This window comes from Streptosporangiales bacterium (assembly GCA_009379955.1).
Lineage (GTDB): Bacteria > Actinomycetota > Actinomycetes > Streptosporangiales > WHST01 > WHST01.
This window is the reverse complement of the sequence record WHST01000012.1, coordinates 1-25,251: the sequence shown is the minus strand read 5'-3', so window position 1 is coordinate 25,251 and position 25,251 is coordinate 1. Positions and strand designations below refer to the sequence as shown.

Genomic DNA, 25,251 nt, shown 5'->3' with positions numbered 1-25,251 from the left:
CACCCGGCCCATCGGGACGACCTTGGTGGCGAACGGCGCGAATATCCAGGCGAGCTCGTCGGCCGCCTCCTGGCCCGGCCCAGGTTCAGCTCCTCGTAGTAGTGCACCGCGTCCGACGCCACGAGCACCGGGCCGGACGGGGTCGCTACCTGCAGCACCGGCTGCCCTGGTGTGTGCCCGCCGACCTCGATCACGGCGATGCCCGGCGCCAGCTCGTACGAGTCCGCGAACAGCTCGATCCAGTCCTATTCCGCCGCACGGCGAAGCTCGGCGATGTCGGACTGCTCGGCGTAGATGTCGTAGTTCAGGTAGACATCGCTCTTCATCGTCCGGCGGGTCCCGTATCGCAAGGCGATGACCTCGTACACGGCCGCTCCCGTCGTGCTCCGAGACGCCTCGCGTCCGGTCGGCTGATGGTAGGCTCGTCGTACAATTTGGTCGATGTTTCGCGCTTGGCACCGTCGGTGCCACATGTCGTCGAGAGGACCACGCGATGTCCGAAAGCACGGCGAGCTCCCGTACCGGTGCCTCGGTAGTGGCCGACACTCTCGGCGGTTACGGAGTCACCCACATCTTCCAGGTCCCTGCCGTGATTCGGCGGAGCTTCGCGGAGATGGAGCGCCGGCAACCGCAGATCTCCCGGATCACGACACACGGAGAGAAGTCGGCCGCCTACATGGCGGACGGGTACGCGCGGGTCGCACATCGTCCCGGCGTGTGCGCTGCGCAGGTCATCGGCGCGCTCAACCTCTGCGCCGGCCTGCGCGAACCGTTCCTCGCCGGTTCTCCGGTCATCGCCATCACCGGGGGCCGCGATCCGGCCACCAAGTTCCGCCACGTCTACCAAGAGGTCGACGACCTGCCCGCGTTCGACCAGGTGACCAAGTTCAACGGGTCGATCGACGACGTGTCCCGGTTCAGCGACATGTTCCGGCACGCGTTCCGGGTGGCCACCACCGGGCACCCAGGTCCGGTGCACCTGCAGGTCCAGGGCAACGAAGGTCAGCTGGACGGCCGCACGGGCGAGCTGCAGGCGGTGGTCGAGCCGTCGTTCGCCGAAGTGCCGGCGTATCGCCCGGTAGCCGACGACGAGTCGTTGCTCGCGCTGTTGCACGCGCTGGCGGCCGCGGAACGCCCGATCATCGTGGCCGGCGGTGGCGTGCGCTCGTCGCGGGCGGGCGCCGAGCTGGTGGCACTGGCCGAGGCACTGTCCGTCCCCGTCGCCACGTCCGCCAATGGCAAGGACGTCATTCCCGGCACCCATCCACTGTCGGTGGGGGTCTGCGGCACGTACTCACGCCAGTGCGCGAACGACGCGGTCACCGCCGCCGATCTCGTGTTCTTCGTCGGCACCAAGACGGGCGGCATGACCACGCACTTCTGGACGGTCCCGCCGCTCGGCAGCAAGGCGGTCCAGCTGGACATCGAGCCGCAGCACATCGGGCGCAACTATCCGGTGGAGGTCGCTGTGCTCGCCGATGCCCGCACGGCGTTGCGGCGGATGCTGGAGTTGCTCGACGGGATGGACCGGCCCGCTCGGTCGGGCTGGCTGGCGCGGGTGGACACGCTCATGTCGGACTGGGCGGCCCAGTACCGTGAGGTGCTCACGAGCAGCGACGTGCCGGTCCGACCGGAACGGCTCTGCGGCGAGCTGACCACGTCCCTGCCCGCCGACGCCGTGGTCGTCGTGGATACCGGGCACGCAGGCATGTGGATGGCCGAGTTCCACGACGTCACCTCGACCGAGCAGGACTACCTCCGCAGTGCCGGTCATCTCGGCTGGGCGTTCCCCGCCGGGATCGGCGCGAAGGCAGCGGCACCCGAGCGTCCGACCTTCGTGTTCACGGGCGACTCGGGGATCTACTACCACCTCGCCGAGATCGAGACCGCGGTGCGCTGGCGGATCAACAGCATCACCGTGGTCAACAACAACGACTCGGGGAACCAGAGCAAGCGCGGGTTCGACCGGGCGTACGACGGTCAGGCGACGCCGCGGTCGCGCGAGATGTGGACCTTCGAACCGGTGGACTTCGCCAAGGTCGCCGAGAACCTGGGCGCGGTCGGCATCCGCGTCGACAAGCCCGCCGAGCTGCCCCTGGCGTTCGAACGGGCCATGCAGGCCGACAGGCCCGTGGTGATCGACGTGCACACCGACATCGCCGCGGAGGCTCCACTCGCCGGCGCCTGAGGCGCGACCGTTGACGGGAGACGGCCGCACTCCCATGGACATCGGGATCGCTGGTGGTCGGATCGCGACGATCGCTCCCGCCGTCGACCCGAGCCAAGCCGGCCAGGTGATCGACGCGTCGGGACCGGGTCGCTCCGTCGTGCCCGGCCTGGTCGACGTGCACGCGCATGTAGCGCACGGCGCCGCGACCGCCAGCGTCGGCATGGGGTGCTGTCCTCCGGACGAGGTCGGCGTCCAGTCAGGGGTCACCACGGTGGTCGACGCCGGGTCGGTCGGCATCGCCGACGTCGGCGTCTTTCCCGTGCACATCCTGCCGCACGCGGCCACGCGGGTGATCTGCTTCCTCAACGTGGGATCGTTCGCGCACACGACCAAGGCTCCGGCCGACGTGACCGCGTTGTCCGAGATCGACCACGCCGGCATCGTTCTCCGTACGCTGAACTCACGCCGTTCAGCGTTTCGACGACCTGCCGGCCTTGCGCCCGTCTGCCGTCGGCTCCAACGACTCCAGCGCGAGCATCGCGGCCAGGCGGGCCTGTTCGACATGCTCGGAGCAGCCCTTCTCGGCACCGCCGGCGTCGTTGGACATGACCGCATCCGCGATCGCATGCAGCTCCACGACGCTGTCCTGCGGCCGCCCGCTGGTCGACAACGACAGTGACCGCAGGTACGTCACGCGAGCGTGCAGGCTGGACACGGTCGCGCGCAGGGTGTCGTTCCCGGCGCCCTCGAACAGGATCCGATAGAACTCGTCCTTGGCGTCGAGGATTCGCGCCCCCTTCTTCGCCAGCCTCTCGAGCTTGGTCACCTGCTTGGCCAGCGCCCTCTTCTGCGCCTCCGTGGCGTTCTCCACGAACAGCCGCCCGGCGAGCCCTTCGAGCACGGAGCGCATCTGGTACAACTCAGAGGCCTCCTTGGCACTGAGCGTCGTCACCGCGGTGCCCTTGTTCGGAGTCGTGCTGACCAGGCCCTCGGCGGCCAACTCTCGCAGAGCCTCACGGATACTCGTGCGGGAGACGCCGGTCATCTCGACCAGCTCACGCTCGATCAGGCGCTCACCGGGCTGGAACTCGCGGGAGATGATCGCGCGGCGCAGGTTGTCGGTGACCCTGGACCGGATGGGCGCCGGGACGCGCTCGACCCTGAGAGACTTCCGGGTCGCCATGAGGCCTCCTGGACGGTATGGATGCGATCGTATGATAGCCCGACGGCCAGACCACGTGTGACGCCGCGTCCAGCCGGCAACGCAGCGCCGTCACCCCTGAGCAGGAAACTGCTCTGAGCGCCGACGGAGACGACCTACCCGTGCCGCCCTGTCGGTCCTGCGGGACGTGGTGGGGAGCCGGCCTCACGCCGCGCTAGGTCCCGGGTGTGAGCGCGGTGTTTCACAGAAGTTACGTGGGATCACGGGCACGCAACACGCGCCTCCTACGGTCGTGAGACCCGAGGTCGAGTGACCGAAGTCGTGTGAGGAGGCGGGATGACCGCTGACGTCGTGTCGACACAGGAACGACGACGCCGTGGTCGTTGGCTCGCCGACTGGAACCCCGAGGACGCGCGGTTCTGGGAGGTCACCGGACGCAGGATCGCCAACCGCAATCTCTGGGCGTCGATATTCTCCGAGCATCTCGGCTTCTCCACGTGGACGATGTGGTCGATGCTCGTGCTCTTCATGACCCCGGAGAACGGGTTCGGGCTCGACGTGGCGCAGAAGTTCCTGCTCACCTCGATGGTGGCACTCGTCGGAGCCGTCCTGCGCGTGCCGTACACGCTTGCCGTGCCGCGGTTCGGTGGACGGAACTGGACGATCGTCAACTCGTTCCTGTTGCTGGTGCCCCTGGCGCTGGCCGCGCTCGTCGTGTCGCGGCCGGACGCGCCGTACTGGGTGTTCCTGCTCGTCGCGGTCGCCGCCGGCTGCGGCGGCGGGAACTTCTCGTCGTCCATGACGAACATCAACATGTTCTTCCCCGAGCGGCGCAAGGGGTGGGCGCTCGGGCTGAACGCGGGGGGCGGCAACCTCGGCGTGGCGATGATTCAGATCGTCGGGCTGGTCGTCGTCGCGGTGGCGGGAACGAGCCACCCCGAGTACCTGCCGATGATCTACCTGCCGCTGATCGTGCTGGCGGGCCTCGCGGCAGCACGCTTCATGGACAACATCGCGGGCGTCAGGTCCGACGTGCGCGCGCAGTTCGGCGTGATGAAGGACAGCCACAGCTGGGTCATGTCGTTGCTGTACATCGGGACGTTCGGCTCGTTCATCGGCTACAGCTTCGCGTTCGGGCTGGTCCTGCAGAACCAGTTCGACCGCACTCCGCTCGAGGCGGCCGCCGTCACCTTCCTCGGGCCGCTGCTCGGGTCGCTGTCCCGGCCGTTCGGCGGTTGGCTGTCGGACCGGGCAGGCGGCGCCCGGGTGACGTTCTGGAACTTCGGTCTGATGATCGGCGGCGTCGCGGTGATCCTGGTCGGGTCGGCGCGGGACTCGCTGACCGTGTTCACCGTCGGGTTCATCGTGCTGTTCGTCCTCACGGGCATCGGCAACGGCTCGACGTACAAGATGATCCCGTCGATCTTCGCGGCCAAGGCGCAGGACCGGATCGCGGCCGGCGTCGATCCCGAGGACGCGAGGAGGTGGGCCCGCCTCGCCGCCGGCTCGCTGATCGGTCTGTGCGGTGCGATAGGCGCGGTCGGCGGCGTGCTCATCAACCTGGCGTTCCGCCAGTCGTTCCTCAGCTTCGCGTCCGGGTCACCGGCCTTCGTCGCCTTCCTCGTCTTCTACGTGGTCTGCATGGTCGTCACGTTCGCCGTCTACGTGCGCCGGCCGATACGGGCACGCGTGTGACCGGGACTGCCGCTGTCGCGACGCACTGCCCGTACTGCGCGCTGCAGTGCGCGATGACCCTCACCCCGGTCGACGATCCGCGTGCGCCGGTCGTGGTCACGGCGCGAGACTTCCCGACGAACCGAGGCGGGCTGTGTCAGAAGGGGTGGACGTCGGCCGAGCTGCTCGCTGTCGAGGACCGGCTGACGACGCCGCTGGTGCGCGACGATCGAGGCGCGCCGCCGCGGCCGGTGGGCTGGGACACCGCGCTGGACCACGTCGCGGGTCGCCTCGCCGAGCTGCGTGAGCGGTACGGGCCGCACTCTGTCGCGGTGTTCGGCGGCGGTGGTCTCACCAACGAGAAGGCGTACCTGCTCGGCAAGTTCGCCCGGGTCGCGCTGGGTACGTCGCAGGTCGACTACAACGGCCGGTTCTGCATGTCGTCGGCCGCGGCGGCGGGCATGGCGGCCTTCGGTGTCGACCGAGGGCTGCCGTTCCCGGTGACCGATCTCGGCGGGGCGGACGTGATCATGCTCGTCGGCGCGAACGTGGCGGAGACGATGCCGCCGTTGATGGGTCACCTGCGCGGCGCGCGGCTGGTGGTGGTCGACCCGCGGCGGACGGCGACGGCCGCGGACGCGGTCGCGGCCGGTGGGATGCACCTGCAGCCGTTACCCGGCACGGATCTCGCGCTGGCGCTGGGACTGCTGCACGTCGCGGTCGCCGAAGGCCTGCACGACGAGGCATACCTCGCCGACCGGACCGAGGGGTTCGCGGACGCGTGGCGGATCGCCGCGCAGTGGTGGCCGGAACGTGCCGAGCGGGTCACGGGGGTCGCTGCCTCGGACATGCGGGAGGTCGTCCGGGTGCTCGCCGCCGCCGAGAGGGCGTTCGTGCTCACCGGGCGCGGCACCGAGCAGCACGCCAACGGCACGGACACGGTCGCCGGCTGGATCAACCTGGCCCTCGCCCTCGGCCTGCCCGGGCGCCTCGGGTCGGGCTACGGGTGCCTGACCGGGCAGGGCAACGGGCAAGGCGGCCGGGAGCACGGGCAGAAGGCCGACCAGCTGCCCGGCTACCGGATGATCACCGACCCGGACGCGCGGCGCCACGTCGCGCGGGTGTGGGGGGTCGAGCCCGACACCCTCCCGGGACCAGGGCGCAGCGCGTACGAACTGCTGCTCGCACTCGGCAGGGACGACGGCCCCCGGGCGCTGCTGCTCTTCGGCTCCAACCCGCTGGTGTCGGCTCCTGACTCGGCAGCGGTGGCGGATCGGCTCGCGGCGCTCGACCTGCTGGTGGTCGCGGACTTCGTGCCGTCCGAGACGGCCGCACGCGCCGACGTCGTCCTGCCCGTGACGCAGTGGGCGGAGGAGGACGGCACGATGACGAGCCTCGAGGGTCGGGTGCTGCGCCGCCGCCGTGCCGTCGCGCCGCCTGCGGGCGTGCGGACCGATCTCGAGGTGCTGCACGGCCTCGCGGTACGGCTCGGCCAGCCCGCGGAACGGTTCCCCACCGACCCGGAGCGCGTCTTCGCCGAGCTCGCGGCCGCGTCGGCGGGCGGCACCGCCGACTACGGCGGGATCACCTACCCGCGGCTCGACCAGCCCGACGCGGTGCACTGGCCGTGTCCCGACGCCGGTCACCCGGGCACACCTCGGCCGCTGGGTCACCGGTTCGCCCGGCCCAACGGACGGGCACGGTTCGTCACGGTCGACCACCGTGACCCCGCGGAGATGCCGGATGCGGCGTACCCGTTGCGCGCCACGACCGGCCGGGCGCTGCAGCACTACCAGTCGGGCGCGCAGACCCGGCGGGTCGCCGAGCTGGCCGAGGCGGTTCCCGAGGCGTTCGTCGAGGTGCACCCGGACACCGCAGGACGCGCCGGGCTGGTCGACGGGGTCTGGGCACGCGTGGTGTCCCGTCGCGGGACGACGCACGCGCGGGTGCGGTACGCGCCGGGGCTGCGGTTGGACACGGTCTTCCTCCCGTTCCACTTCCCAGGGCTGCAGGCGGCGAACGCCGTGACCAACCCGGCGCTCGACCCGATCAGCCGCATGCCGGAGTTCAAGGCCTGTGCCGTCCGCCTGGAGCGGTCGTCGTGACGCGGCACGTGGTCGTCGTCGGGTACGGGATGGCGGGTGCCCGGTTCGCCGAGGAGGTGCGGCGTCGCGACCCGGATGCCGGCCGCGTGCGCCTCACCGTGCTGGGCGCGGAACCGTACCGCGCCTACAACCGGGTGCTGCTGTCGAGCGCGCTGGCCGGCGGGCTCGACCTCGCCGCGGTCGAGACACACGGTCCCGACTGGGCGCGGACGTCCCGCGTGGACGTCCGCACGGGCACTGCGGTCGCCGCGATCGACCGCGCGCGGCGACGGGTGTGGCTGGGTGACGGGACCGCGGTGGGTTACGAAGGCCTCGTCCTCGCGACCGGGAGCCGGCCGTGGTTGCCGCCGATCGACGGGCTCGCGTCACCGGACGGCGGGCTCGCCGCCGGTGTGTCGGTGTTCCGCGAGCTCGACGACTGCCGCCGCATCCGCGAGCTGGTCGAGCCGGGTGACGCCGTGGCGGTCCTCGGCGGCGGTCTCCTCGGCCTCGAGGCGGCCCGCGGACTCGCCGCGACCGGCTGCCGCGTGACGGTCGTCCACCCGGTGGGCCACCTGATGGAACGCCAGCTCGACGCGGCGGCAGGGGGCGTCCTGCGGGACGGCATGGCGGGTCTGGGCGTCACCGTCCGGCTGAACGCGACCGCAGCGCGGTGGATCCCGGGGCGTGGGCTCGCCCTCGACGACGGCAGTCGGCTCGACTGCGCCGCCGTCGTGGTGGCCGCCGGGGTGCGGCCGGCGACGGCGCTCGCCGACCGTTCGGGTCTGGCCGTCGACCGCGGTGTCGTCGTCGACGACCGGCTGGCGACGTCCGATCCGCGCGTGTACGCCGTCGGCGACTGCGCCCAGCACCGCGGCGTCGTCGGCGGCCTCGTCCAGCCGGCATGGGAGCAGGCGGCGGTGCTCGCCGACCTGCTCACCGGCGCCGACCCGAGCGCGCGGTACGGCGGGACCCGGCCGGTGACCCGGCTCAAGGCCGCCGACCTCGACCTCGCCTCCGCTGGCGACGCGCACGCCGAGGACGACGGAACGACCGAGGCGGTGCGCGTGGAGGACCCGCGACGAGGCCGGTACGCGAAGCTCGTGCTTCGCGACGATCGGGTCGTCGGCGCGATCATGCTCGGCCTGCCGGATGCCGCCGCCACCGTCCTGCGCCTCTTCGACACCGGTGACCCGGCTCCCGCCGACCGCCTCGCGCTGCTGCTCGGGCGCGCGTTCCCCGCCGGCGACGCGTCCCCCGCCGAACCTGCCGAGACCGACGTCGTGTGCCGGTGCAACACGGTGACCGTGGGTGCGATCCGCCGTGCCTGGCACGCGGGCGCGCGGTCGACGACCGGGCTCGCCGCGGCGACCCGCGCCACCACCGGGTGCGGTGGTTGCCACCGCGACCTCGAGACCGTCGTGCACCGGCTGGCCGACGCGGAGCGGACGGCGACGGAAGGGGAGGTCGCGTGATGGCGGAGCTCGTCGTCGTCGGGCAGGGGATGGTCGGTCACCGGCTGGTCGAGGCCCTGCGTGCCCGTGACACCGCGGGCCGGTGGCGGATCACCGCGCTCGCCGAGGAACCGCGGCCCGCGTACGACCGGGTCGCGCTGTCGTCGTATTTCGACGGCGCCACCGAGGACGACCTCCGCCTTGAGCCCGTGCCCGACGGCGACGGGCTGTTCGACCTGCGGCTGGATGAACCTGTCCATGACATCGACCGCGTGGCGCGGACGGTCACGACCGCGTCGGGTGCGACGCACGCCTACGACGCGGTCGTGCTCGCCACCGGCTCGCGGCCGTTCGTCCCGCCGGTCGAGGGCGCGGATGCTCCTGGCTGCTTCGTCTACCGGACGATCGACGACCTCGACGCGATCCGGGCCGCCGCCGAGGGAGCACGCACCGGTGTCGTCGTCGGCGGCGGTCTGCTCGGGCTCGAGGCGGCGAACGCACTCACGTCGCTTCGCCTCGACACTCACGTCGTCGAGTTCGCCGCGCGGTTGATGCCGGCGCAGGTCGACGAGGGCGGCGGTGCCCTGCTTGGCCAGTTGGTCACGGAGTTGGGCGTCACCGTGCACTGCGACGTTTCCGGTCGATCCGTCGAGAGCGGCTCGGACGGGCGGGTGCGGCGGCTGGTGCTGTCCGACGGCGAGGCGATCGACACCGACCTCGTCGTCTTCTCCGCAGGAGTGCGCCCCCGCGACGAGCTGGCCAGGAATGCCGGACTGCCCGTCGGCGAGCGCGGCGGCGTCGTCGTCGACGCGGCCTGCCGTACGGCCGACCCGTCCATCTTCGCGGTCGGGGAGTGCGCGTGTCTCGAGGGCAGCGTGTACGGACTGGTGGCACCGGGTTACGCGATGGCCGAGGTGGTCGCCGACCGGCTGTTGGGCGGCAGCGCCGCGTTCCCCGGCGCCGACACGGCGACCAAGCTGAAACTGCTCGGCGTCGACGTGGCCAGCTTCGGCGATGCGCACGCCCGTACCGACGGCGCGCTGGAGGTCGTGCTGAACGACCCCGTCGCCCGCACCTACGCCAAGGTCGTCGTCTCCGACGACGCGCGCACGCTGCTCGGCGGCGTGCTCGTCGGAGACGCGACCCGGTACGCGACACTGCGTCCGCTGGTCGGGCGACCGCTGCCCGCCGATCCTGCCGTGCTCATCGCCCCGGCCCCCGGCGACGCCGTGGGAGTCGGCGTCGGCTCGCTGCCCGACGACGCGCAGATCTGCACCTGCAACGTCGTCACCAAGGGCGCGATCCTGACGGCGATCACCGACGAGGGGTGCACGGACGTCCCGGCGATCAAGGCGTGCACCCGGGCGGGCACCAGCTGCGGCAGCTGTGTCCCGTCGCTCGGTCAGCTCCTCGCGACCGCCGGAGTCGAGCAGTCGAAGGCGCTGTGCGAGCACTTCGACCAGTCCAGGGCGGAGCTGTTCGAGATCGTCGCCGTGACGGGGGTACGGACCTTCTCCGACCTGGTCGCCCGGCACGGCCGCGGGCGCGGGTGCGACATCTGCAAGCCGGCGGTGGCGTCCATCCTCGCGTCCCAGGGCAACGGCCACGTCCTGGCCGGCGAGCAGGCGACGCTGCAGGACACCAACGACCACTTCCTCGCCAACCTCCAGCGCAACGGCACGTACTCGGTGGTGCCGCGGATTCCCGGCGGCGAGATCAGCCCGCGGAAGCTGATGGTCATCGGGCAGGTCGCGGAGGACTTCGGCCTCTACACGAAGATCACCGGCGGTCAGCGCATCGACATGTTCGGTGCGCGGGTCGAACAGCTGCCGGAGATCTGGCGCCGGCTCGTCGACGCCGGCTTCGAGTCGGGTCATGCCTACGGCAAGGCGATGCGGACCGTGAAGTCGTGTGTCGGCTCGACCTGGTGCCGGTACGGCGTGCAGGACTCGGTAACGCTGGCGATCGAGCTCGAGCTGCGCTATCGCGGGTTGCGCGCACCCCACAAGATCAAGGCGGGCGTGTCGGGCTGTGCCAGGGAGTGCGCCGAGGCCCAGGCCAAGGACGTCGGGGTCATCGCCACCGAGCAGGGCTGGAGCCTGTACGTGGGCGGCAACGGCGGGTTCCGTCCCCGCCACGCGGAACTGTTCGTGAACGACGTCGACCGCGACACGCTCGTGCGGCTCATCGACAGGTACCTCTTGTTCTACGTCAGGACCGCCGACCGGATGCAGCGCACCGCGTCCTGGATCGAGGCGATGGACGGTGGTCTCGACCACCTCCGCGCCGTCATCGTCGACGACAGCCTCGGCATCTGCGCCGAGCTCGACGCGGCGATGGCGCGCCACGTCTCGTCGTACGCCGACGAGTGGCGGGCGGTGCTCGACGACCAGGACAAGCTGGCGCGGTTCGTCTCGTTCGTCAACGCGCCCGACACTCCCGACCCGTCGATCACGTTCAGCGTCGAACGCGATCAGCGCGTCCCAGCACCGGTATCGGTCGATCTCGGCATGCCGAACGCGAACCGGAGGTGACCCGATGACCGTCACGACCGAGAGACGTCGCGTCGACCAGCGGCGAGGCGACTGGGCCAGGGTCTGGCCCCTGGCGCGGCTGCAACCCGAACGTGGCGTGGCCGCGCTGCTGCGCGACGGCACCCAGGTCGCCGTGTTCCGCACCTACGACGGCGACCTCTACGCCGTCGCGAACGTCGATCCTGCCTGCGGCGCGGCTGTGCTGTCGCGCGGCATCGTGGGTGACCGCGCCGGAGTTCCCACCATCGCCTCGCCGATGCACAAGCACGTCTACGCGTTGCCGACCGGGGAGTGCCTGACCGATCCACGGTTCGCGGTGGCGAGGTACGACGTCCGCGTCCGCGACGGGGCGGTGGAAGTGCGCCAGGGTGGTTCTCCGTGAGCGCGGTGACCGTCCAGGCCACGGAACCGGGCCCGGAGCCGCTCGCCGGGTTCTCTGTGGCGGTGACGGCCGCGCGACGTGCGGATGAGCTGTGCACGATGCTGGAACGCCGCGGCGCGACGGTCCTGCACGCCGCCGCCATCCGCATCGTTCCGCTCGCCGACGACACCGAGCTGCTCGCCGCCAGCCGCGACGTGATCGCCCACCCGCCGAGCGTCGTCGTCGCCACGACCGGCATCGGGTTCCGCGGCTGGATCGAGGCCGTCGAGGCGTGGGGGTTGACCGACCCGTTGCTCGACGTTCTCCGCGGAGCGGCCGTGCTCGCACGCGGACCCAAGGCCAAGGGCGCGGTCCGCGCCGCCGGAATCACCGAGGCGTGGTCCCCGCCGTCGGAGTCGTCCGCCGAGGTGCTCGACCACCTGCTCGCCGAAGGCGTGGCGGGCAAGCGCGTCGCCGTCCAGCTGCACGGCGAGCCGCTGCCCGACTTCTGCGCCGCGCTGCGCCTCGCCGGCGCCGAGGTGGTCACCGTGCCGGTCTACCGGTGGGTGACCCCCGCCGACACGGGCCCGCTCGACCGGCTGGTCGACGCCATCGTCCGGCGCGGGCTCGACGCGGTCACCTTCACCAGCGCACCCGCCGCCGCGAGCCTGCTCGCCCACGCCCACGGCCTCGGCCTCGGCTGGGAGGTGTGCGCCGCGCTGCGGCACGACGTCCTCGCCATGTGCGTCGGCCCGGTCACTGCCGGGCCACTGGAGAAGCGGGAGATACCCACCGTCTGGCCTGCCAGGGCGCGGCTCGGCGCGCTCGTCCGCCGGCTCGCCGAGGAGCTGCCGGCTCGCGCGCGGGTGCTGCCCGTCGCCGGATACACGATCGAGCTACGCCGGCGCGCGGTGATCGTCGACGGCACCGTCAGGCCACTGGCGCCCGCAGCCGTCGCGTTGCTGCGCGAGCTGGCCAGGCGGCCCGGCGAGGTCGTGTCGCGGTCGCGACTGCTCGCCGCACTACCCGGTGGCGGTGACGACGAGCACGCCGTGGAGATGGCCGTCGCACGGCTGCGCTCGGCGCTCGGCACGCCCCGGCTCGTCCAGACCGTCGTCAAGCGTGGCTACCGGCTCGCCCTGGAGCCGGGCAGCTGCGACGGTCCGGAACGACCCGGATGAGCGAGGACCGCGGCATCCGCTGCTCAGGTGAGCGGCGGGTAGGCGTGCGCGAAGGACCGCTCGGTGACCCACTCCTCGAGGACGGGTCCGAGCTCTCCGTGCAGGTGGGCTGATGTCATGGCAAGCGACAGCGAAGGTCTGGTCCTCACCGAGAGTGTGGGGTCGACGTAGGCACAGTGATCTGTCGGTACCCCCGTCGAGCGGATGAGATCGATGCCATGATCCAAGGGCTTCGCCGACGAGCAGGTGCATGCAGAGAGCGAGGATGGGCAGTGGACTTCTGGATCTGCGCGACGTGCGCCGTCGAGCACGGGGAGAAGGTCGACGTGTGCGCGATCTGCGTGGACGAGCGGCAGTGGGTGCCGGCCGAGGGACAGCAGTGGACGACGCTGGCGGAGCTGGCGGCGTCCGGCCGCCGCAGCAAGGTCGTCGAGCTGGAGCCGGATCTGTTCGGCATCACCAGCGAGCCAGGGGTCGGCATCGGGCAGCAGGCGAAGCTGCTCCGTACCCCGGCTGGCGGCCTGCTCTGGGATCCCATCGGCTTCCTCGACGAGGAGGCGGTCAGGCGGGTGCGTGAGCTCGGGGATGTCGTCGCGATCGCGGCGAGCCATCCACACATGTTCGGCCTCCAGGTGGAGTGGGGTCGTGCCCTGGGTGGGGTGCCGGTGTTCGTCGCCGAAGCGGACCTGTCCTGGGTTGCGCGGCCCGATCCGATGATCCGGCCCTGGTCGGGCACGTTGGACCTGCTGCCGGGTGTCACGCTGACCCAGCCCGGTGGTCACTTCCCCGGCAGCGCGGTCGTCCACTGGGCCGCCGGCGCCGAGGGCAGGGGTGTGCTGCTCAGCGGTGACACCGTCTTCGCGAACCCCGACCGCAGGTCGGTCAGCTTCATGCGCAGCTTCCCTAACCGCATCCCCTTGTCCGCCGCGGTGGTCGAGCGGGTCACCGAGCACGTCGAGCAGTTCGCGTTCGACCGCCTCTACGGCAATTTCCAGAATGTCATCGACACCGACGCGCGACAGGTCGTGCGACGCTCCGCCGACCGCCACATCGGTTGGGTTCGCGGCGACTTCGACCACCTGACCTGAGACCTACTGGCAGAACGAGGACGCAGGACACTAGCCGCGTGCGGCCAGTGCTGCCGTCCGGTGTTCGCGCATGGTCTCCTCGCCGTCCTTGCCCGGCTGACGGCCGAACCCGCAGTACATCGCGACGCCGAAGTCGGCGAGGTGCTGAGCCGCGGTCGTCTTCCTGCGCTGCAGTCCTGACACCCCGTCGAGGGGCAGCACGATGCCGAGGAACACCCGGGCATCGCCGACGTCGAGACCGTGCAGCGGGCGGAAGAACCGGTCGTCCTCGCTGCGCAGGTAGCGCGGCCCGGCCAGATGCAGCCAGTCCACGGTGCGGCCTGAGTTCGCGACCGCGAAGTTGGCCATGCGCACGAGCAGGCCCATGTCCCTGGCCTCGTACATCGGCCACTCGGGGAATGTGCCGTAGCAGAGGTGGTAGCCGACGAGTACCTGCTCGGGGATCAGCCGCGTCAACCGCTCGACCGGTCCGGTGAACCGCTCCCACGCGTCGCCGGACGTCCACTTGAACATGCCCTCGATGTCGAGCACCTCGTAGCACACGTCCCACTGGATCGCGAGGTCCTCTGGCGGCACCTCCGTCGTCAGCCGCGCCAGCTCGCGGGTGACCATGTCCTCGTAGCCGCGCGAGGCGGTCGGATAGTCGGCGGCGAAGTTCGCCTTGAACCCGGACAACCCACTCAGCGGGAACGGCAACCCCACCTGGAAGCGCAGATGCGCCGGGATCACGCCTTCGTCACGCAAGGCGCGGAATCGACGGTAGGAGATGACGGCGTCGTCGATGCGCGGCCAGGACTCGAACCGCAGCTCGCGCACACCTGGACGCAGCCGGAATATCGGCGTCTCGTACGCATGGCGCGGGATCCCCGTCGGCGACGCGGTTTCCTCGACGGTCTCGATGTCGGGATGCGGTCGCACCAGGTGTTCACGCTCGTACCCGGCCCACGCGACGCGAGGCCCGGTCTCCCCGTCGGGCAGCGCGAACACCAGGTCTCCGAAGAACTCCACGCCGCTGCGCAGTGCCGCTTCCGTCGTCGCCGCCGGCAGGCTGCCCACGAGCAGCAGCTCACTCTTCACCCGACCTGCCATGACTACCTCCTCGTCGCGGTGGTCGGAGAACGATGCAGGCTACTCCGCAGTCGCCGCAGCATTCAATCAATCGTTCCGTCTAGCGGAAGTTCACACTGCGGAACGTCGATGGCAGGCGACATACTCTCCCCGCACGACAAAGCTGACGCGATGACGATGTCCTTGCGTCGTAGTGGCGAGGGAGCGAAGATTGCACAGGCTCGACCTCTTGCCGATAGCAACCACTAGGCGAGGTGCGGTGTGGCCGCACGCCTGAGTCTCCAGGACGTGACCCTCCACTTCGGTGGTGTCAAGGTTCTCCAGGACGTCACCTTCGATGTCGAGCCGGGCGTGATCTTCGGGCTCGTCGGCCCGAACGGTGCGGGGAAGACGTCGCTCTTCAACTGCATCAGCGGTCACTACGAGCCCAGCTCGGGGTCCGTCACGATCGACGGCACCGAGGTGGTCGGCACGTCGCCGTCGAGGCTCGCGCGCCTCGGGCTGGCCCGCACGTTCCAGCAGCCCGCCCTCCACCTCGACGCCACGGTGCTGCAGAACGTGCTGCTCGGTGGGCACATCCGCCTTCGCGGCGGACCGGTGTCGTGGTCACTGCGCCTGCCGCATACCACGCGCGCCGAGCGTGCGATCCGCGCGGAGGCGCTCGAGCTCCTCGATCGCGTGAGTCTGGGCTGGGCAGCGGACCTTCGCGCGGACGAGCTGTCGCACGGCCTGCACAAGGGCATCGAGCTCTGCCGCGCGCTGCTGTCGAAGCCCGCGCTGCTCCTGCTCGACGAGCCGGCGGCAGGCCTCTCGCACGGCGAGGTGACGCAGCTCATCGACACCGTCAGGCGGATCCGTACCGAGGAGGACATCACCGTCGTCATCGTCGAACATCACATGGGCCTCATCTCGGCACTGACCGACCGGGTCGTCGTGCTCGACCACGGGAGCAAGCTCATGGAGGGCACCGCGGCCGAGGCGCAGTCCGATCCGCGCGTCGTCGAGGCGTACCTCGGGAAGGACGCCGCGGATGACGCTGCTTGAGCTCACCGACGTCACAGCGTCCTACGGTCCCGTGCGGGTGCTCGAAGGCGTCTCGCTCAGCGTGCCGGACGGCGGTGCCGTCGGCATCCTCGGCGCGAACGGCGCGGGGAAGACGACGACTCTGCGCGCGATCAGCGGCACGGTCCGCACCTCCGGACGCATCACCTTCGACGGACGCGACATCCGGGGACTCCGCCCCGACCGGGTGGCAGCACTCGGCATCGCCCACGTGCCGGAGGGCCGGGGGACGCTCGCCCAGCTGAGCGTCAGGGACAACCTCCGGGTCGGTGCTTACCTGCGCAAGGATCGCAGGGCGATCTCGGCCGACCTCGACTACTGCCTGACGCTGTTCCCGCAGCTGAAGGATCGCCTCGCGGCCAGCGCGGCCGCGCTCTCCGGCGGAGAACAGCAGATGCTCGCCATCGCGCGCGCGTTCATGGCCGGGCCCCGGCTGCTGCTGCTCGACGAGGCGTCCCTCGGGCTCGCGCCGAGCACGGCGAAGGCCGTGTACGAGGCGATCGGCCGACTGCGGCGGGAGTCGGGCATCGCGATGGTCGTCGTCGAGCAGAACGCCAACCTCGCCTTCCGCCTCGTCGACACGGCGACCGTCCTCGAGACGGGGCGCAACGTCCTCACCGGCCCCTCGGCCGAGCTCGAGGGCATGGACGAGATCCGACGCGCCTACCTGGGGGGTTGAGAGCGTGGGAACGTTCATCCAGCTCGTGGTCGACGGACTCTCGACAGGCTCGATCTATGCCGCGCTCGCGCTCGCGATCGTGCTCGTGAACCAGGCGACCGGACTCATCAACTTCGCCCAAGGAGGTATGGCCGTACTGTCGGCGTACATCGCGTACAGCTTCGTGCGGCTGGGGCTTCCCGTACTCCTCGGCATCCTCGCCGCCGTGGTCGTCTCGTTCTTCATCGGTGCGGTGGTCGAGCGCTTCCTCATCCGGCGCTTCGAGCGGGGCGATCCCGATACCGCCATCGTCGTGACGATCGGACTGCTGACCCTCCTCACCGGTGTCTGCGCGTGGATCTGGAGCTACGACAACCGCCCGTTCCCCTCGCTGTTCCCGCTCACGAGTGTCGACATGTTCGGCGTAGTCGTCAGCGTCCGCTCGGTCGGCACGACGCTCGCGATCATCGCGATCATGGTCGTGCTGCAGCTCCTCTTCTTCGGCACGAAGCTCGGACTCGCCCTGCGCGCCGTTGCCGTCAACCCCGCATCCGCGGCCTTCTCGGGCCTTCCCGTCGGCCGTCTCCTCATGGTCGGCTGGGGCCTCGCGGCCGCTCTCGGTGCGATCGCCGGCTCGCTGGTCGCCCCGCAGCTCAGCCTCACCCCCGGGATGCTGGACACCCCGCTGGTGTACGCGCTCGCCGCGGTCATCCTCGGCGGACTGAGCAGCCCGATCGGCGCCGTGGTCGCTGCCTGGGCGATCGGCGTCCTCGAGAGCCTGGTTGCCGTCTACGTGCCCTTCATCGGCCACGACCTGAAGATCGCCGTGCCGTTCATCCTGATCTTCGTGATCCTCGTCGTCCGTCCCCAGGGCCTGTTCGGGCGGAAGGTCGTGGTGCGGGTCTGATGAACACGATGTCGGCTCGGCTTCGCAACCGGTGGGTGTGGCGTGCGCTCGTGATCGTGGTCGCGATCCTGCTGCTCGCCGCCCCGCTCTTCCTCCCGGTGTTCGCCAACCAGACGCTCATCCGCATCGGCGTCTACGCCGTGGCCGTCCTGGGGCTGAACATCGTGATGGGATACACCGGGCAGGTCAATCTCGGGCAGATCTTCTTCCTCGGGCTCGGCGCGTACGCCGCCGCCTACGGCGTCACCCACGACTGGAACGTCGTGCTGGTGTTCGTGGCGGCCTGCGTCATCCCTGGCGTCGTGGGCCTGCTCGTCGCGCTGGCCGCTGCCCGGCTGGGCGGCCTCGCCATCGCGATGGTCACCATCGCCCTTCCCATCGTCGGCGTTCCACTGGCGAAGCGGCTGTCCGGCCTCACCGGGGGGTCGCAGGGCACCTCGGCCCGGTTCTCCAGCGCACCGGACTGGACCGGCCTCTACAACGACCAGTGGCAGTTCTACATCGTGCTGGTCGTGGCCGCCGCAGCCTTCCTGCTGGCCCGCAACCTCGTGCGCGGCAAGTTCGGCCGCGCCCTCGTAGCGGTGCGCAAGAACGAGGCGGTGGCCGCGTCGATGGGCGTCTCGCCCTATCGCTACAAGGTCCTTGCTTTCACCATCGCATCGATCCTCGGCGGTGTGAGCGGCTTCCTCTACCTCGTCGCGGTGCAGTACACGTCGCCCGAGACCCTGAGCTTCGGCCATTCGATCGCCCTCGTCGCCGCGATGGTGATCGGCGGCGCCGGCCGCATCACCGGCTCGCTGCTCGGTGGCGCGTACTACGTGTTCGTCCCGCAGCTCACCAACGCGATCGACCCGAACCTGACGGCCGTCAGCCAGGGCTTGATCCTCCTGGCGGTGCTGTTCCTGCTGCCGGGAGGACTCGTGAGCCTCCCGCGAGTGATCGGTCGGCTCACGCGGCGGCCCAGTGCCCGACCATCGCAGGAAGATTCCCCGCAAACCCCGCCCGCGCAGCATCCGTCCACGGACAGCGCGCAGGCATGACCCGGAGAGACAGAGAGGCCAGGTCAGGAATGAACATTCGAATGAGAGCCGGGACCTTCGTCCGCATCATCGCGATGGCGTCGATCGTCGCTCTCGCGGTGTCGGGCTGCGCTCGCGGCGGGCCTCGGGGGAGCGCGGGATCCACGAGCCCTGGCATCACGGACAAGACGATCACGCTCGGGATCACGACCCCCCTCAGCGGCCCGACGGCCGGCCCCGGCACCTGCACGGTCGCAGGAATCAAGGCGTACTTCGGCGCGGTCAACGAGGCGGGTGGCGTCAAGTTCGGCGACGGCAAGACACGCACCGTCGAGATCAAGAGCTACGACGATGCGTACGACCCGCAGAAGGCCCTGGCCAACTTCCAGCAGATGGGCTCGGACGGCGTGTTCGCCGTCACGTCAGGGCTCGGCACGCCGACCAACCGCGCCTACCGGGAGGCGGCCGTCGACGAGGAGTTCCCGCAGGTGCTCGTCATGACGGGCGACCCGCTGTTCAGCAACCGGAAGAAGAGCCCCTGGCAACTCGGGTTCGTCCCGATCTACCAGAATGAGGGCGCCGCGTTCGGTGACCTGCTCGCCGCTTCGGACGACGACCACAAGGTGGCGATCTTGTCGCAGAACGACGACTACGGCAAAGGTTACGTCGAGGGCTTCAAGAAGGCGATCGCCAGTGCCGACAACATCGAGGTCGTCAAGGAGCTCACCTACGAGGCCACCGACACGTCGGTCGACGCGCAGCTCACCGAGCTCGCCGCGACCGACGCGGATGTCTTCTTCAACGCGATGTCGATCACGCCGCTCGTGATCTCGTCCCTGGAGAAGACCCGGCAGACCGGCTGGAAACCAAGCTGGTTCCTCCCGTCGAACACCTCGAGTCCGTCCGCGATTCTCGAGCCCGGCGGTGCCAAGGCCTTCCCCGGGGTCTACTCCGTGTCGTTCGCGAAAGCACCGCAGAGCCCGGCGTTCGCCAAGGACGACGACGTCGTGACGTTCCTGTCGGACCTCGAGGAGTACGCGGACTACCCCGACACGCCCGCCTTCCCGCACTGCATGTGGAGCTACATGGTAGGCGCCACGCTGGAGCAGGCGTTCGAGAAGACGACCGATCCGACACGCGCCAGCTTCATGGAAGCGCTGCGTGGCATCTCGGACTTCCAGGCGCCGCTCATGCTGGACGGCACCGCAGTCGACACCACGAAGGACGGCCAGCCGGCCGTGTCGTCGGTCATCGTGCAGAAGTACGACGGAAAGGGCTACGCCACGGCGAAGACCTTCGGGTAAGCGAAGAACAGATGCTGTACGTGCCCCCAACGGGATTCGAACCCGCGCTGCCGCCTTGAAAGGGCGGAGTCCTAGGCCGCTAGACGATGGGGACGTCGACGACTGAGACGGCTCAAGGATAGGACGCCGGCGTCTCGCCCGCCAACGCGGATACCGCCGCTACGGCGCGGGTGGGCCACCGGGTCTGCGCCGGCGGCCGGTGGTCGAGCCGGCCGGCGGTGGGGTGGTGGCCGGGACGGTGAACGGGGTCTGGCTGCCCGACGGAGTCGGCGTCGGCACGGGGGTGGGTGACTCGCCGGCGAGGCGGTTCAGCGGGCGGTTGGGCTTCTCCTCGGTGTGCCGGTCGATCTGCGCGGAGGTGAGGCCCAGGCCGCCGAGCGTGATCTCGTCCCACGCCTGCAGCCGCTTGGTGCGCTTGTCGAGGTACAGGACGTTCAGCTCGATCGGGGTCGGCTCCTCGTGGTCGAGGGCGCGCAGGCCCGCGCCACCCGTCGAGCCCACGATCATCTCCCTGGTGCCGCCGGCGGTGAGCCGCGTCTCCCGCTTGTGGGTGTGCCCGGCGAGGGTGAGTGGGACGATGCCCTGCCACTCCTTCGTCACCGTCGGGTCGTGGGTCAGCGCGATGTCGATCGTGCCCGCGGCCTCGATCCGCGAACGGAGCTGCTGGCCGTACGCCCCCAGTGGCACGGTGTCCTCGTCGGTGTGCACGTCCTTGTCCGGTGTGAACCGCGGGTCGCCGATGCCCCACAGCCTGATGCCGTCGACCGTGCGCGACCTGCCGGACAGCACGATCGCGTTGTCCTGACGCTCGACCGCCTGCACCGTCGCCTCGGAGTCGTGGTTGCCCTTGACGAAGACGTACGGGACGTCGAGCTTCTCGATCTCGTCGACGAACTGGCTCTCCGCGCTGCTGCCGTGGTCGGTGAGGTCGCCGGTGTCGATGATCATCGACACCCCGAACTGCTCCTTCACCGACGTGATGACGTTCCACGCGGCCGGGTTGAGGTGGATGTCGGACACGTGCAGCACCCGGATGGTGTTGGGGTCGGGCTCGTCCGTCGGCAGCGCCGAGGTCGCGTCGTACAGCTTGGACACGTTGGTCACGAGCTTCGCCAGCTGGATGCGGTAGCGGCCGAAGTCGCTCGCGATGCTCTCGGCGCTGCCGACGAGGCTCGGCGCGCTGGCGAGCAGGCCGGTGTAGCGCGGCTGCTCGACGGCCTGCTCGTTCCACGTGGCGGCCGCGGCCGCGTACGTGATCAGCATCAGGCCCAGCGTCACGAGCGAGCCCTTCAGGACGCGTCGCCAGGTGCGGAACACCGCCGCCGTGAACGCCGCCGCACCGAGCACGCCGAAGCCGAGCGACTGCAGGGCCAGGCGTACCAGCGCTCGCTGCAGGTCGGACACGATCCGGTCCTGGATGCCGTTGAGACTGCGGGGGTCGTCGAAGATCTCGCGGGCCGCCTCGACCCTGATCTCGGCGACGGACGCCTTGATCGCCAGTGGCGCGTCGGTGGTGTCGAGCTCGAGCGTGCCGAGCGGCGCGACGTCGACGAAGGTGTTGCCGGTGATGGACGGGCGGAGCGACAGCTGCGCCTCGACCGGGCCGACGGGCGCGGTGACCGAGCCGCCGACGAGGAGCCCGAACCAGCCGCCGACCAGGGCGACCGCGGTGACGGCGAGGCGTCGCCTGGTGCGCGGCCCGAACAGCCGCCGCACCCGCTGCCACACCGCCTTGACCACGCGCATCGGCCCAGACTCTCATCCGGTGACGCCTTCCGCGGGCAGCCCCGCGACAATGACACTCGTGATCGACCTGACGCGCGAGGAGTTCGAGGAGCTGGTGCGCGACGCCCTCGACGGCATCCCGCAGGAGTTCGCCGAGATGATGGACAACGTCGCCGTCGTGGTCGAAGATGACCCTCCGCAGGACGGCCTGCTCGGCCTCTACCAGGGCGTGCCGCTCACCGAGCGTGGCGACTGGTATGCGGGCGTCCTGCCGGACCGGATCTCGATCTACCGCCGCCCGATCTGCGCGATCAGCTCGTCCCCTGAGGAGGTCGCCGAGGAGGTCAAGGTCACGATCGTGCACGAGATCGCCCACCACTTCGGCATCGACGACGAACAACTGCACAAGCTCGGCTGGGCGTGAGGCGCCGTACTCTGATAGATGCGGGATACCGGAGGTGCTGCATGCGGGACGTGCTCGACGAGCTGTCGACGCTGTGGGCGGAGGGACGCCCGTTCGGCATGGCGCGGGTGGTGCGCACCTGGCGCAGCGCGCCCCGCGCACCGGGCGCCGCCATGGCCGTCGGCGCCGACGGCGCGGCGTTCGGCAGCGTGTCGGGCGGCTGCGTCGAGGGCGCGGTGTACGAGCTCGCGCGCGAGGTGACGGAGTCCGGCCGGCCGGTCCTGCAGCGCTACGGCATCAGCGACGACGACGCCGGCGCGGTGGGTCTGACCTGCGGCGGTGTGATCGACATCCTCGTCGAGCCGGTCGACCACCAGGTGTTCCCCGAGCTCGGCGACGTCCTCACCTCAGTGCGTGAGGGCGAGCCCGTCGCGGTGGTCACGGTCATCGAGGTCGACGGCTCCGGCGCCACGGTCGAGGGCGAGTCGAGTGACGGGTCGCCACCCGAGCTCGGCCGCCGGTTGGTGGTCTGGCCCGATCGCCGGTCGGGCACGCTCGGCTCCACGCGCCTCGATGACGCCGTTGCCGACGACGTGCGCGGCATGCTCGCCGCCGGCACGACCGAGGTGCTGCGACTGGGCAGGCACGGCGAGCGCAGGGCAGACGACCTCGCGCTGTTCGTGCAGTCACTCGCGCCGAAGCCGCGGATGATCGTGTTCGGCGCGATCGACTTCGCCGCGAGCATGGCGCGGATGGGCACCTTCCTGGGATTCCGGGTGACGGTGTGCGACGCCCGCCCGATCTTCGCGACCAAGCGCCGCTTCCCCGACGTCGACGAGGTGGTCGTCGACTGGCCGCACCGTTACCTCGACAGGGAGCTCGAGGCCGGCACCATCGACGGGCGCACCGTGCTGTGCGTCCTCACCCACGACCCGAAGTTCGACGTCCCGCTGCTGCAGGCCGCGCTGCGTACGCCGGCGGCGTACATCGGCGCGATGGGTTCCAGGCGCACCCACGACGACCGGATGGAGCGGCTGCGCGAGGCCGGTCTCGGCGACGACGACCTGTCGCGCATCTCGTCGCCGACCGGCCTCGACATCGGCGCACGTACGCCCGAGGAGACGGCCGTCTCGATCGCGGCCGAGATCGTGCAGATCCGGTGGGGCGGCACCGGTGCTCGGCTGGGCGTGCTGAGCGGCCCGATTCACCGCGAGTCGGCCGGGCTCACCGTTCGCACCGACCCGTGAGCACCATCGCGGGGCTGGTGCTGGCCGCGGGGGAGGGTCGCAGGTTCGGCGGGCCCAAGGCGCTCGCGCGGCTCGACGGCGAACGGCTCGTCGACCGCGCCGCGGCGACGGTGCGTGCGGCCGGGTGCGACCCGGTCGTCGTGGTGGAGGGCGCCGCGACGCTCGGCCGGGTCGAGGGCGCGACGACGGTGTTCGCCGCCGCATGGCGCGACGGGATGGGCGCGTCCCTGCGCGCCGGTCTGGCCGCCCTGCCGGACGAGGCCGACGGGTGCGTCATGTTCCTCGTCGACACACCGTGGCTGACCGAGGCGTGTATCCGGCGCGTGGTCGACGCCTGGGCGGCGGACGGACGTCCCGGCGTCGCAGTGGCGACGTACGAGGGACACCGCGGGCACCCGGTGCTGCTCGCGCGGGACGTGTGGGCGGGCGTCGCCGACGAGGCGGAGGGCGACGCGGGCGCGCGGGCCTGGATGCGTACGCATCCGGGCGACGTGCTCGAGGTCGACTGCACCGGCCTCGCTGATCCCACCGACGTCGACGAGCCGACGCCGGCGATCACCCTGCCCTGAGCACCGGCGGGATGTTGTGGTTGCGGTGGAACATGTTGTCGGGGTCGTAGGCCGCCTTCACGCCGCGCAGCCTCCGGTAGTTGTCCTCGGTGTAGGCCCTGGCGGTCCGCGTCGTGTCGCTGAGGAAGTTGAGGTACGAGTGGCCGGTGGCGTACCTGGTGAGGTCGGCGACGGCGTGCGGCGATGCGTCCAGCTTCATCACGAACGGGACGTCGCGGTGGCTCACCGGTCCCGGTGCCGGGTCGGTGGGCCAGGCGATGGCGCCGCCCCAGTGCTTGATCTCCAGGGCCGAGACGCCGGAGTCGGGACGTGTCACCGAGCCGACCACCCGCTCCACGAGCTCGGGCGACAGGCGGTCGTACATCGCGAAACCTCGCGGCGGCGTGCCTCCGATACCACTGACCTCGGAGTACCGCATCGGCCGGAAGCCGCCGGAGACGGGAGCGCCGACGATGTCGAGCAGTGGTCGCAGGGCGCGCTCCCCGGCGTCCGCCCCGTCCGCGTGGACGGCGCGCACGATCAGGCCGGGGCCGTCCTCGCCGGCGTTCCTGGCGACGACCAGCGAGAGGGACAGCGCGTCCGGCAGCTCCTCGCCGTGCTCGGCGAGGAAGGTCAGCGCGGCCGCGGCCCGTTCGATCGGGAAGACCGCGCTGCCGCCGTACACCTCGGGCACGTGGTAGAGCCGGAACTCCAGTGACGTCACGACGCCGAAGTTGCCTCCGCCGCCCCGGACGGCCCAGAACAGGTCGGGATTCCGGTGCTCGGTCGCGGTGACGTACCGGCCGTCCGCCGTCACCAGGTCGATGCGCAGCAGGCTGTCGGCGGCGAAGCCGTACCTGCGGGACAGCCAGCTCAGCCCGCCGCCCAGCGTGTACCCCACGACGCCGACGGACGGGGTGTCACCGGACAGCGGTGCCAGGCCGAACGGCTCGGCCGCGGCGATGACCTCACTCCACCGGGCACCGGCCCCGACACGGGCGATCCGCCGGTCGGGATCGACGAGCACCCGTGCCATCCGGGACGTCCGCAGCAGCAGCCCGCCGGTCGGCGCGACGATGGTGCCGTGACCGGTGGACTGGACGGTGAGCGGCAGGCCGTACTCGCGCGCGACACCCAGGGCGCTGCGTACCTCGGCGGGCGTGGCCGCCTCGACCACGAACGCGGGCGCGCCGCGGTAACTCTCCTTGCCTGCGTACTCGGCGTCGCCGGGCACGTACACCGAGCCTGCGAGGCGGGCGCGCAGCGCACGCAGCGCGTCGGCGGGGGTGGTCAGGGGCAATGTCTGGGCGGTCATGGCGGCTCTCCTCCGGGGCTTGCCGAGGGAGACCGGGCGGGAGCCCGAAACTCATCGCTCGACGGGAACGTGAGCCTCATGCTCCGCCGGATCGGGCCGGCTGACGTCCGCCCGCTGACGACACCCGGCGTACCTCGGGCGGCGTACGCGCCTAGTAGTACTTTGTTACGTGTGTCGCTACCGCTGATCCGGCTCGTGATGTGGTCGTGTTCTGATCCGTGACCCCGGAGGAGATGGACCAGGTCAGGCCGCGGCTGGTGGCGTTCGCTGCGGAGATGCTCGGCGGG

The 25,251-nt window shown here is 70.8% G+C and carries 20 protein-coding genes, 1 tRNA gene and 1 pseudogene; 16 read left to right on the top strand and 6 right to left on the bottom strand.

The features are described from left to right. Positions 1–89: 89 nt before the first annotated feature. Positions 90–215, bottom strand: a pseudogene (locus GEV10_05595) (N-acyl homoserine lactonase family protein). 278 nt (positions 216–493) lie between these two features. Here GEV10_05595 and GEV10_05590 point away from each other — a divergent pair. Next, the gene (locus tag GEV10_05590; GenBank protein ID MQA77943.1) at positions 494–2,188 is read left to right on the top strand and encodes a thiamine pyrophosphate-binding protein; all 1,695 of its coding nucleotides are present in this window, start codon (positions 494–496) and stop codon (positions 2,186–2,188) included. A gap of 451 nt (positions 2,189–2,639) precedes the next feature. Here the strand turns inward: GEV10_05590 and GEV10_05585 are convergent, their stop codons facing one another. After that, on the bottom strand, positions 2,640–3,353 hold the full coding sequence (locus tag GEV10_05585) for an FCD domain-containing protein (protein MQA77942.1): 714 nt from the start codon (positions 3,351–3,353) through the stop codon (positions 2,640–2,642). Positions 3,354–3,683: 330 nt separating this feature from the next. On the opposite strand from GEV10_05585, the gene GEV10_05580 reads away from it, so the two are divergent. The 7 genes from GEV10_05580 (at position 3,684) to GEV10_05550 (ending at position 13,708) form a co-directional block, all read left to right on the top strand. Then, positions 3,684–5,027 carry an MFS transporter gene (locus GEV10_05580; protein ID MQA77941.1) on the top strand — a complete coding sequence of 448 codons (1,344 nt, stop codon included), beginning with the start codon at positions 3,684–3,686 and terminating at the stop codon, positions 5,025–5,027. A gap of 53 nt (positions 5,028–5,080) precedes the next feature. Continuing rightward, positions 5,081–7,111, top strand: coding sequence for a molybdopterin-dependent oxidoreductase (locus GEV10_05575; GenBank protein MQA77940.1), 2,031 nt, complete (start codon positions 5,081–5,083; stop codon positions 7,109–7,111). After that, positions 7,108–8,565, top strand: a complete 1,458-nt coding sequence (locus GEV10_05570) for an NAD(P)/FAD-dependent oxidoreductase (GenBank protein ID MQA77939.1) — start codon at positions 7,108–7,110, stop codon at positions 8,563–8,565. The genes GEV10_05575 and GEV10_05570 overlap by 4 nt, the downstream gene beginning before the upstream one ends. Beyond that, on the top strand, positions 8,565–11,078 hold the full coding sequence (gene nirB / locus GEV10_05565) for a nitrite reductase large subunit (GenBank protein MQA77938.1): 2,514 nt from the start codon (positions 8,565–8,567) through the stop codon (positions 11,076–11,078). The genes GEV10_05570 and nirB overlap by 1 nt, the downstream gene beginning before the upstream one ends. Before the next feature lie 4 nt (positions 11,079–11,082). Next, a complete protein-coding gene (gene nirD / locus GEV10_05560; protein ID MQA77937.1) occupies positions 11,083–11,460 on the top strand; it encodes a nitrite reductase small subunit NirD in 378 nt (125 codons plus the stop codon). Between the two features lie 5 nt (positions 11,461–11,465). Next, on the top strand, positions 11,466–12,620 hold the full coding sequence (locus GEV10_05555; protein ID MQA77936.1) for a uroporphyrinogen-III synthase: 1,155 nt from the start codon (positions 11,466–11,468) through the stop codon (positions 12,618–12,620). A gap of 272 nt (positions 12,621–12,892) precedes the next feature. Next, the gene (locus GEV10_05550) at positions 12,893–13,708 is read left to right on the top strand and encodes an MBL fold metallo-hydrolase (GenBank protein ID MQA77935.1); all 816 of its coding nucleotides are present in this window, start codon (positions 12,893–12,895) and stop codon (positions 13,706–13,708) included. Between the two features lie 30 nt (positions 13,709–13,738). Here the strand turns inward: GEV10_05550 and GEV10_05545 are convergent, their stop codons facing one another. Next, on the bottom strand, positions 13,739–14,785 hold the full coding sequence (locus tag GEV10_05545; GenBank protein MQA77934.1) for a hypothetical protein: 1,047 nt from the start codon (positions 14,783–14,785) through the stop codon (positions 13,739–13,741). Between the two features lie 252 nt (positions 14,786–15,037). Here GEV10_05545 and GEV10_05540 point away from each other — a divergent pair, with 252 nt between their 5' ends. From GEV10_05540 to GEV10_05520, 5 genes are read left to right on the top strand one after another with little or no spacing between them, the layout of a single operon-like run. Continuing rightward, the gene (locus GEV10_05540; protein ID MQA77933.1) at positions 15,038–15,820 is read left to right on the top strand and encodes an ATP-binding cassette domain-containing protein; all 783 of its coding nucleotides are present in this window, start codon (positions 15,038–15,040) and stop codon (positions 15,818–15,820) included. After that, complete coding sequence (locus tag GEV10_05535) at positions 15,807–16,517, top strand: ATP-binding cassette domain-containing protein (GenBank protein ID MQA77932.1); 711 nt, start codon at positions 15,807–15,809, stop codon at positions 16,515–16,517. The genes GEV10_05540 and GEV10_05535 overlap by 14 nt, the downstream gene beginning before the upstream one ends. A gap of 4 nt (positions 16,518–16,521) precedes the next feature. Then, complete coding sequence (locus GEV10_05530) at positions 16,522–17,403, top strand: branched-chain amino acid ABC transporter permease (protein MQA77931.1); 882 nt, start codon at positions 16,522–16,524, stop codon at positions 17,401–17,403. Continuing rightward, the gene (locus GEV10_05525) at positions 17,403–18,443 is read left to right on the top strand and encodes a branched-chain amino acid ABC transporter permease (GenBank protein ID MQA77930.1); all 1,041 of its coding nucleotides are present in this window, start codon (positions 17,403–17,405) and stop codon (positions 18,441–18,443) included. The genes GEV10_05530 and GEV10_05525 overlap by 1 nt, the downstream gene beginning before the upstream one ends. Before the next feature lie 41 nt (positions 18,444–18,484). Then, positions 18,485–19,726 carry an ABC transporter substrate-binding protein gene (locus tag GEV10_05520; protein ID MQA77929.1) on the top strand — a complete coding sequence of 414 codons (1,242 nt, stop codon included), beginning with the start codon at positions 18,485–18,487 and terminating at the stop codon, positions 19,724–19,726. Positions 19,727–19,747: 21 nt separating this feature from the next. Here GEV10_05520 and GEV10_05515 read toward each other — a convergent pair. Together GEV10_05515 and GEV10_05510 are read right to left on the bottom strand one after the other, a co-directional pair. After that, positions 19,748–19,820: transfer RNA gene (locus GEV10_05515), tRNA-Glu, on the bottom strand. Positions 19,821–19,885: 65 nt separating this feature from the next. Further along, on the bottom strand, positions 19,886–21,472 hold the full coding sequence (locus GEV10_05510) for a hypothetical protein (protein MQA77928.1): 1,587 nt from the start codon (positions 21,470–21,472) through the stop codon (positions 19,886–19,888). Positions 21,473–21,530: 58 nt separating this feature from the next. Between GEV10_05510 and GEV10_05505 the strand changes: the two genes are divergently transcribed. Genes GEV10_05505 through GEV10_05495 form a run of 3 tightly spaced genes read left to right on the top strand, consistent with a single transcriptional unit; the run spans position 21,531 to position 23,670 of the window. Beyond that, positions 21,531–21,875 carry a hypothetical protein gene (locus GEV10_05505; GenBank protein MQA77927.1) on the top strand — a complete coding sequence of 115 codons (345 nt, stop codon included), beginning with the start codon at positions 21,531–21,533 and terminating at the stop codon, positions 21,873–21,875. A gap of 41 nt (positions 21,876–21,916) precedes the next feature. Continuing rightward, positions 21,917–23,101: an XshC-Cox1 family protein gene (locus tag GEV10_05500; protein ID MQA77926.1), complete on the top strand. Its 1,185-nt coding sequence runs from the start codon at positions 21,917–21,919 to the stop codon at positions 23,099–23,101. Next, positions 23,098–23,670, top strand: a complete 573-nt coding sequence (locus tag GEV10_05495) for an NTP transferase domain-containing protein (protein ID MQA77925.1) — start codon at positions 23,098–23,100, stop codon at positions 23,668–23,670. Before GEV10_05500 ends, GEV10_05495 begins: the two co-directional genes overlap by 4 nt. Here the strand turns inward: GEV10_05495 and GEV10_05490 are convergent. Continuing rightward, positions 23,657–24,964 (bottom strand): FAD-binding protein, encoded by a 1,308-nt coding sequence (locus GEV10_05490; protein ID MQA77924.1) that lies wholly within the window; start codon positions 24,962–24,964, stop codon positions 23,657–23,659. The two genes, GEV10_05495 and GEV10_05490, sit on opposite strands and share 14 nt — an antisense overlap. Positions 24,965–25,251: the final 287 nt, after the last annotated feature.

Bases quoted from the DNA above. Each gene is read 5' to 3' on its own strand.
- GEV10_05575 (MQA77940.1), top strand. From the start codon at position 5,081: ATGACCCTCACCCCGGTCGACGATCCGCGTGCGCCGGTCGTGGTCACG.
- GEV10_05500 (MQA77926.1), top strand. From the start codon at position 21,917: ATGCGGGACGTGCTCGACGAGCTGTCGACGCTGTGGGCGGAGGGACGC.
- GEV10_05535 (MQA77932.1), top strand. From the start codon at position 15,807: ATGACGCTGCTTGAGCTCACCGACGTCACAGCGTCCTACGGTCCCGTG.
- GEV10_05520 (MQA77929.1), top strand. From the start codon at position 18,485: ATGAGAGCCGGGACCTTCGTCCGCATCATCGCGATGGCGTCGATCGTC.
- nirD (MQA77937.1), top strand. From the start codon at position 11,083: ATGACCGTCACGACCGAGAGACGTCGCGTCGACCAGCGGCGAGGCGAC.
- GEV10_05525 (MQA77930.1), top strand. From the start codon at position 17,403: ATGAACACGATGTCGGCTCGGCTTCGCAACCGGTGGGTGTGGCGTGCG.
- GEV10_05490 (MQA77924.1), bottom strand. From the start codon at position 24,964: ATGACCGCCCAGACATTGCCCCTGACCACCCCCGCCGACGCGCTGCGT.
- GEV10_05585 (MQA77942.1), bottom strand. From the start codon at position 3,353: ATGGCGACCCGGAAGTCTCTCAGGGTCGAGCGCGTCCCGGCGCCCATC.
- GEV10_05510 (MQA77928.1), bottom strand. From the start codon at position 21,472: ATGCGCGTGGTCAAGGCGGTGTGGCAGCGGGTGCGGCGGCTGTTCGGG.
- GEV10_05590 (MQA77943.1), top strand. From the start codon at position 494: ATGTCCGAAAGCACGGCGAGCTCCCGTACCGGTGCCTCGGTAGTGGCC.
- nirB (MQA77938.1), top strand. From the start codon at position 8,565: ATGGCGGAGCTCGTCGTCGTCGGGCAGGGGATGGTCGGTCACCGGCTG.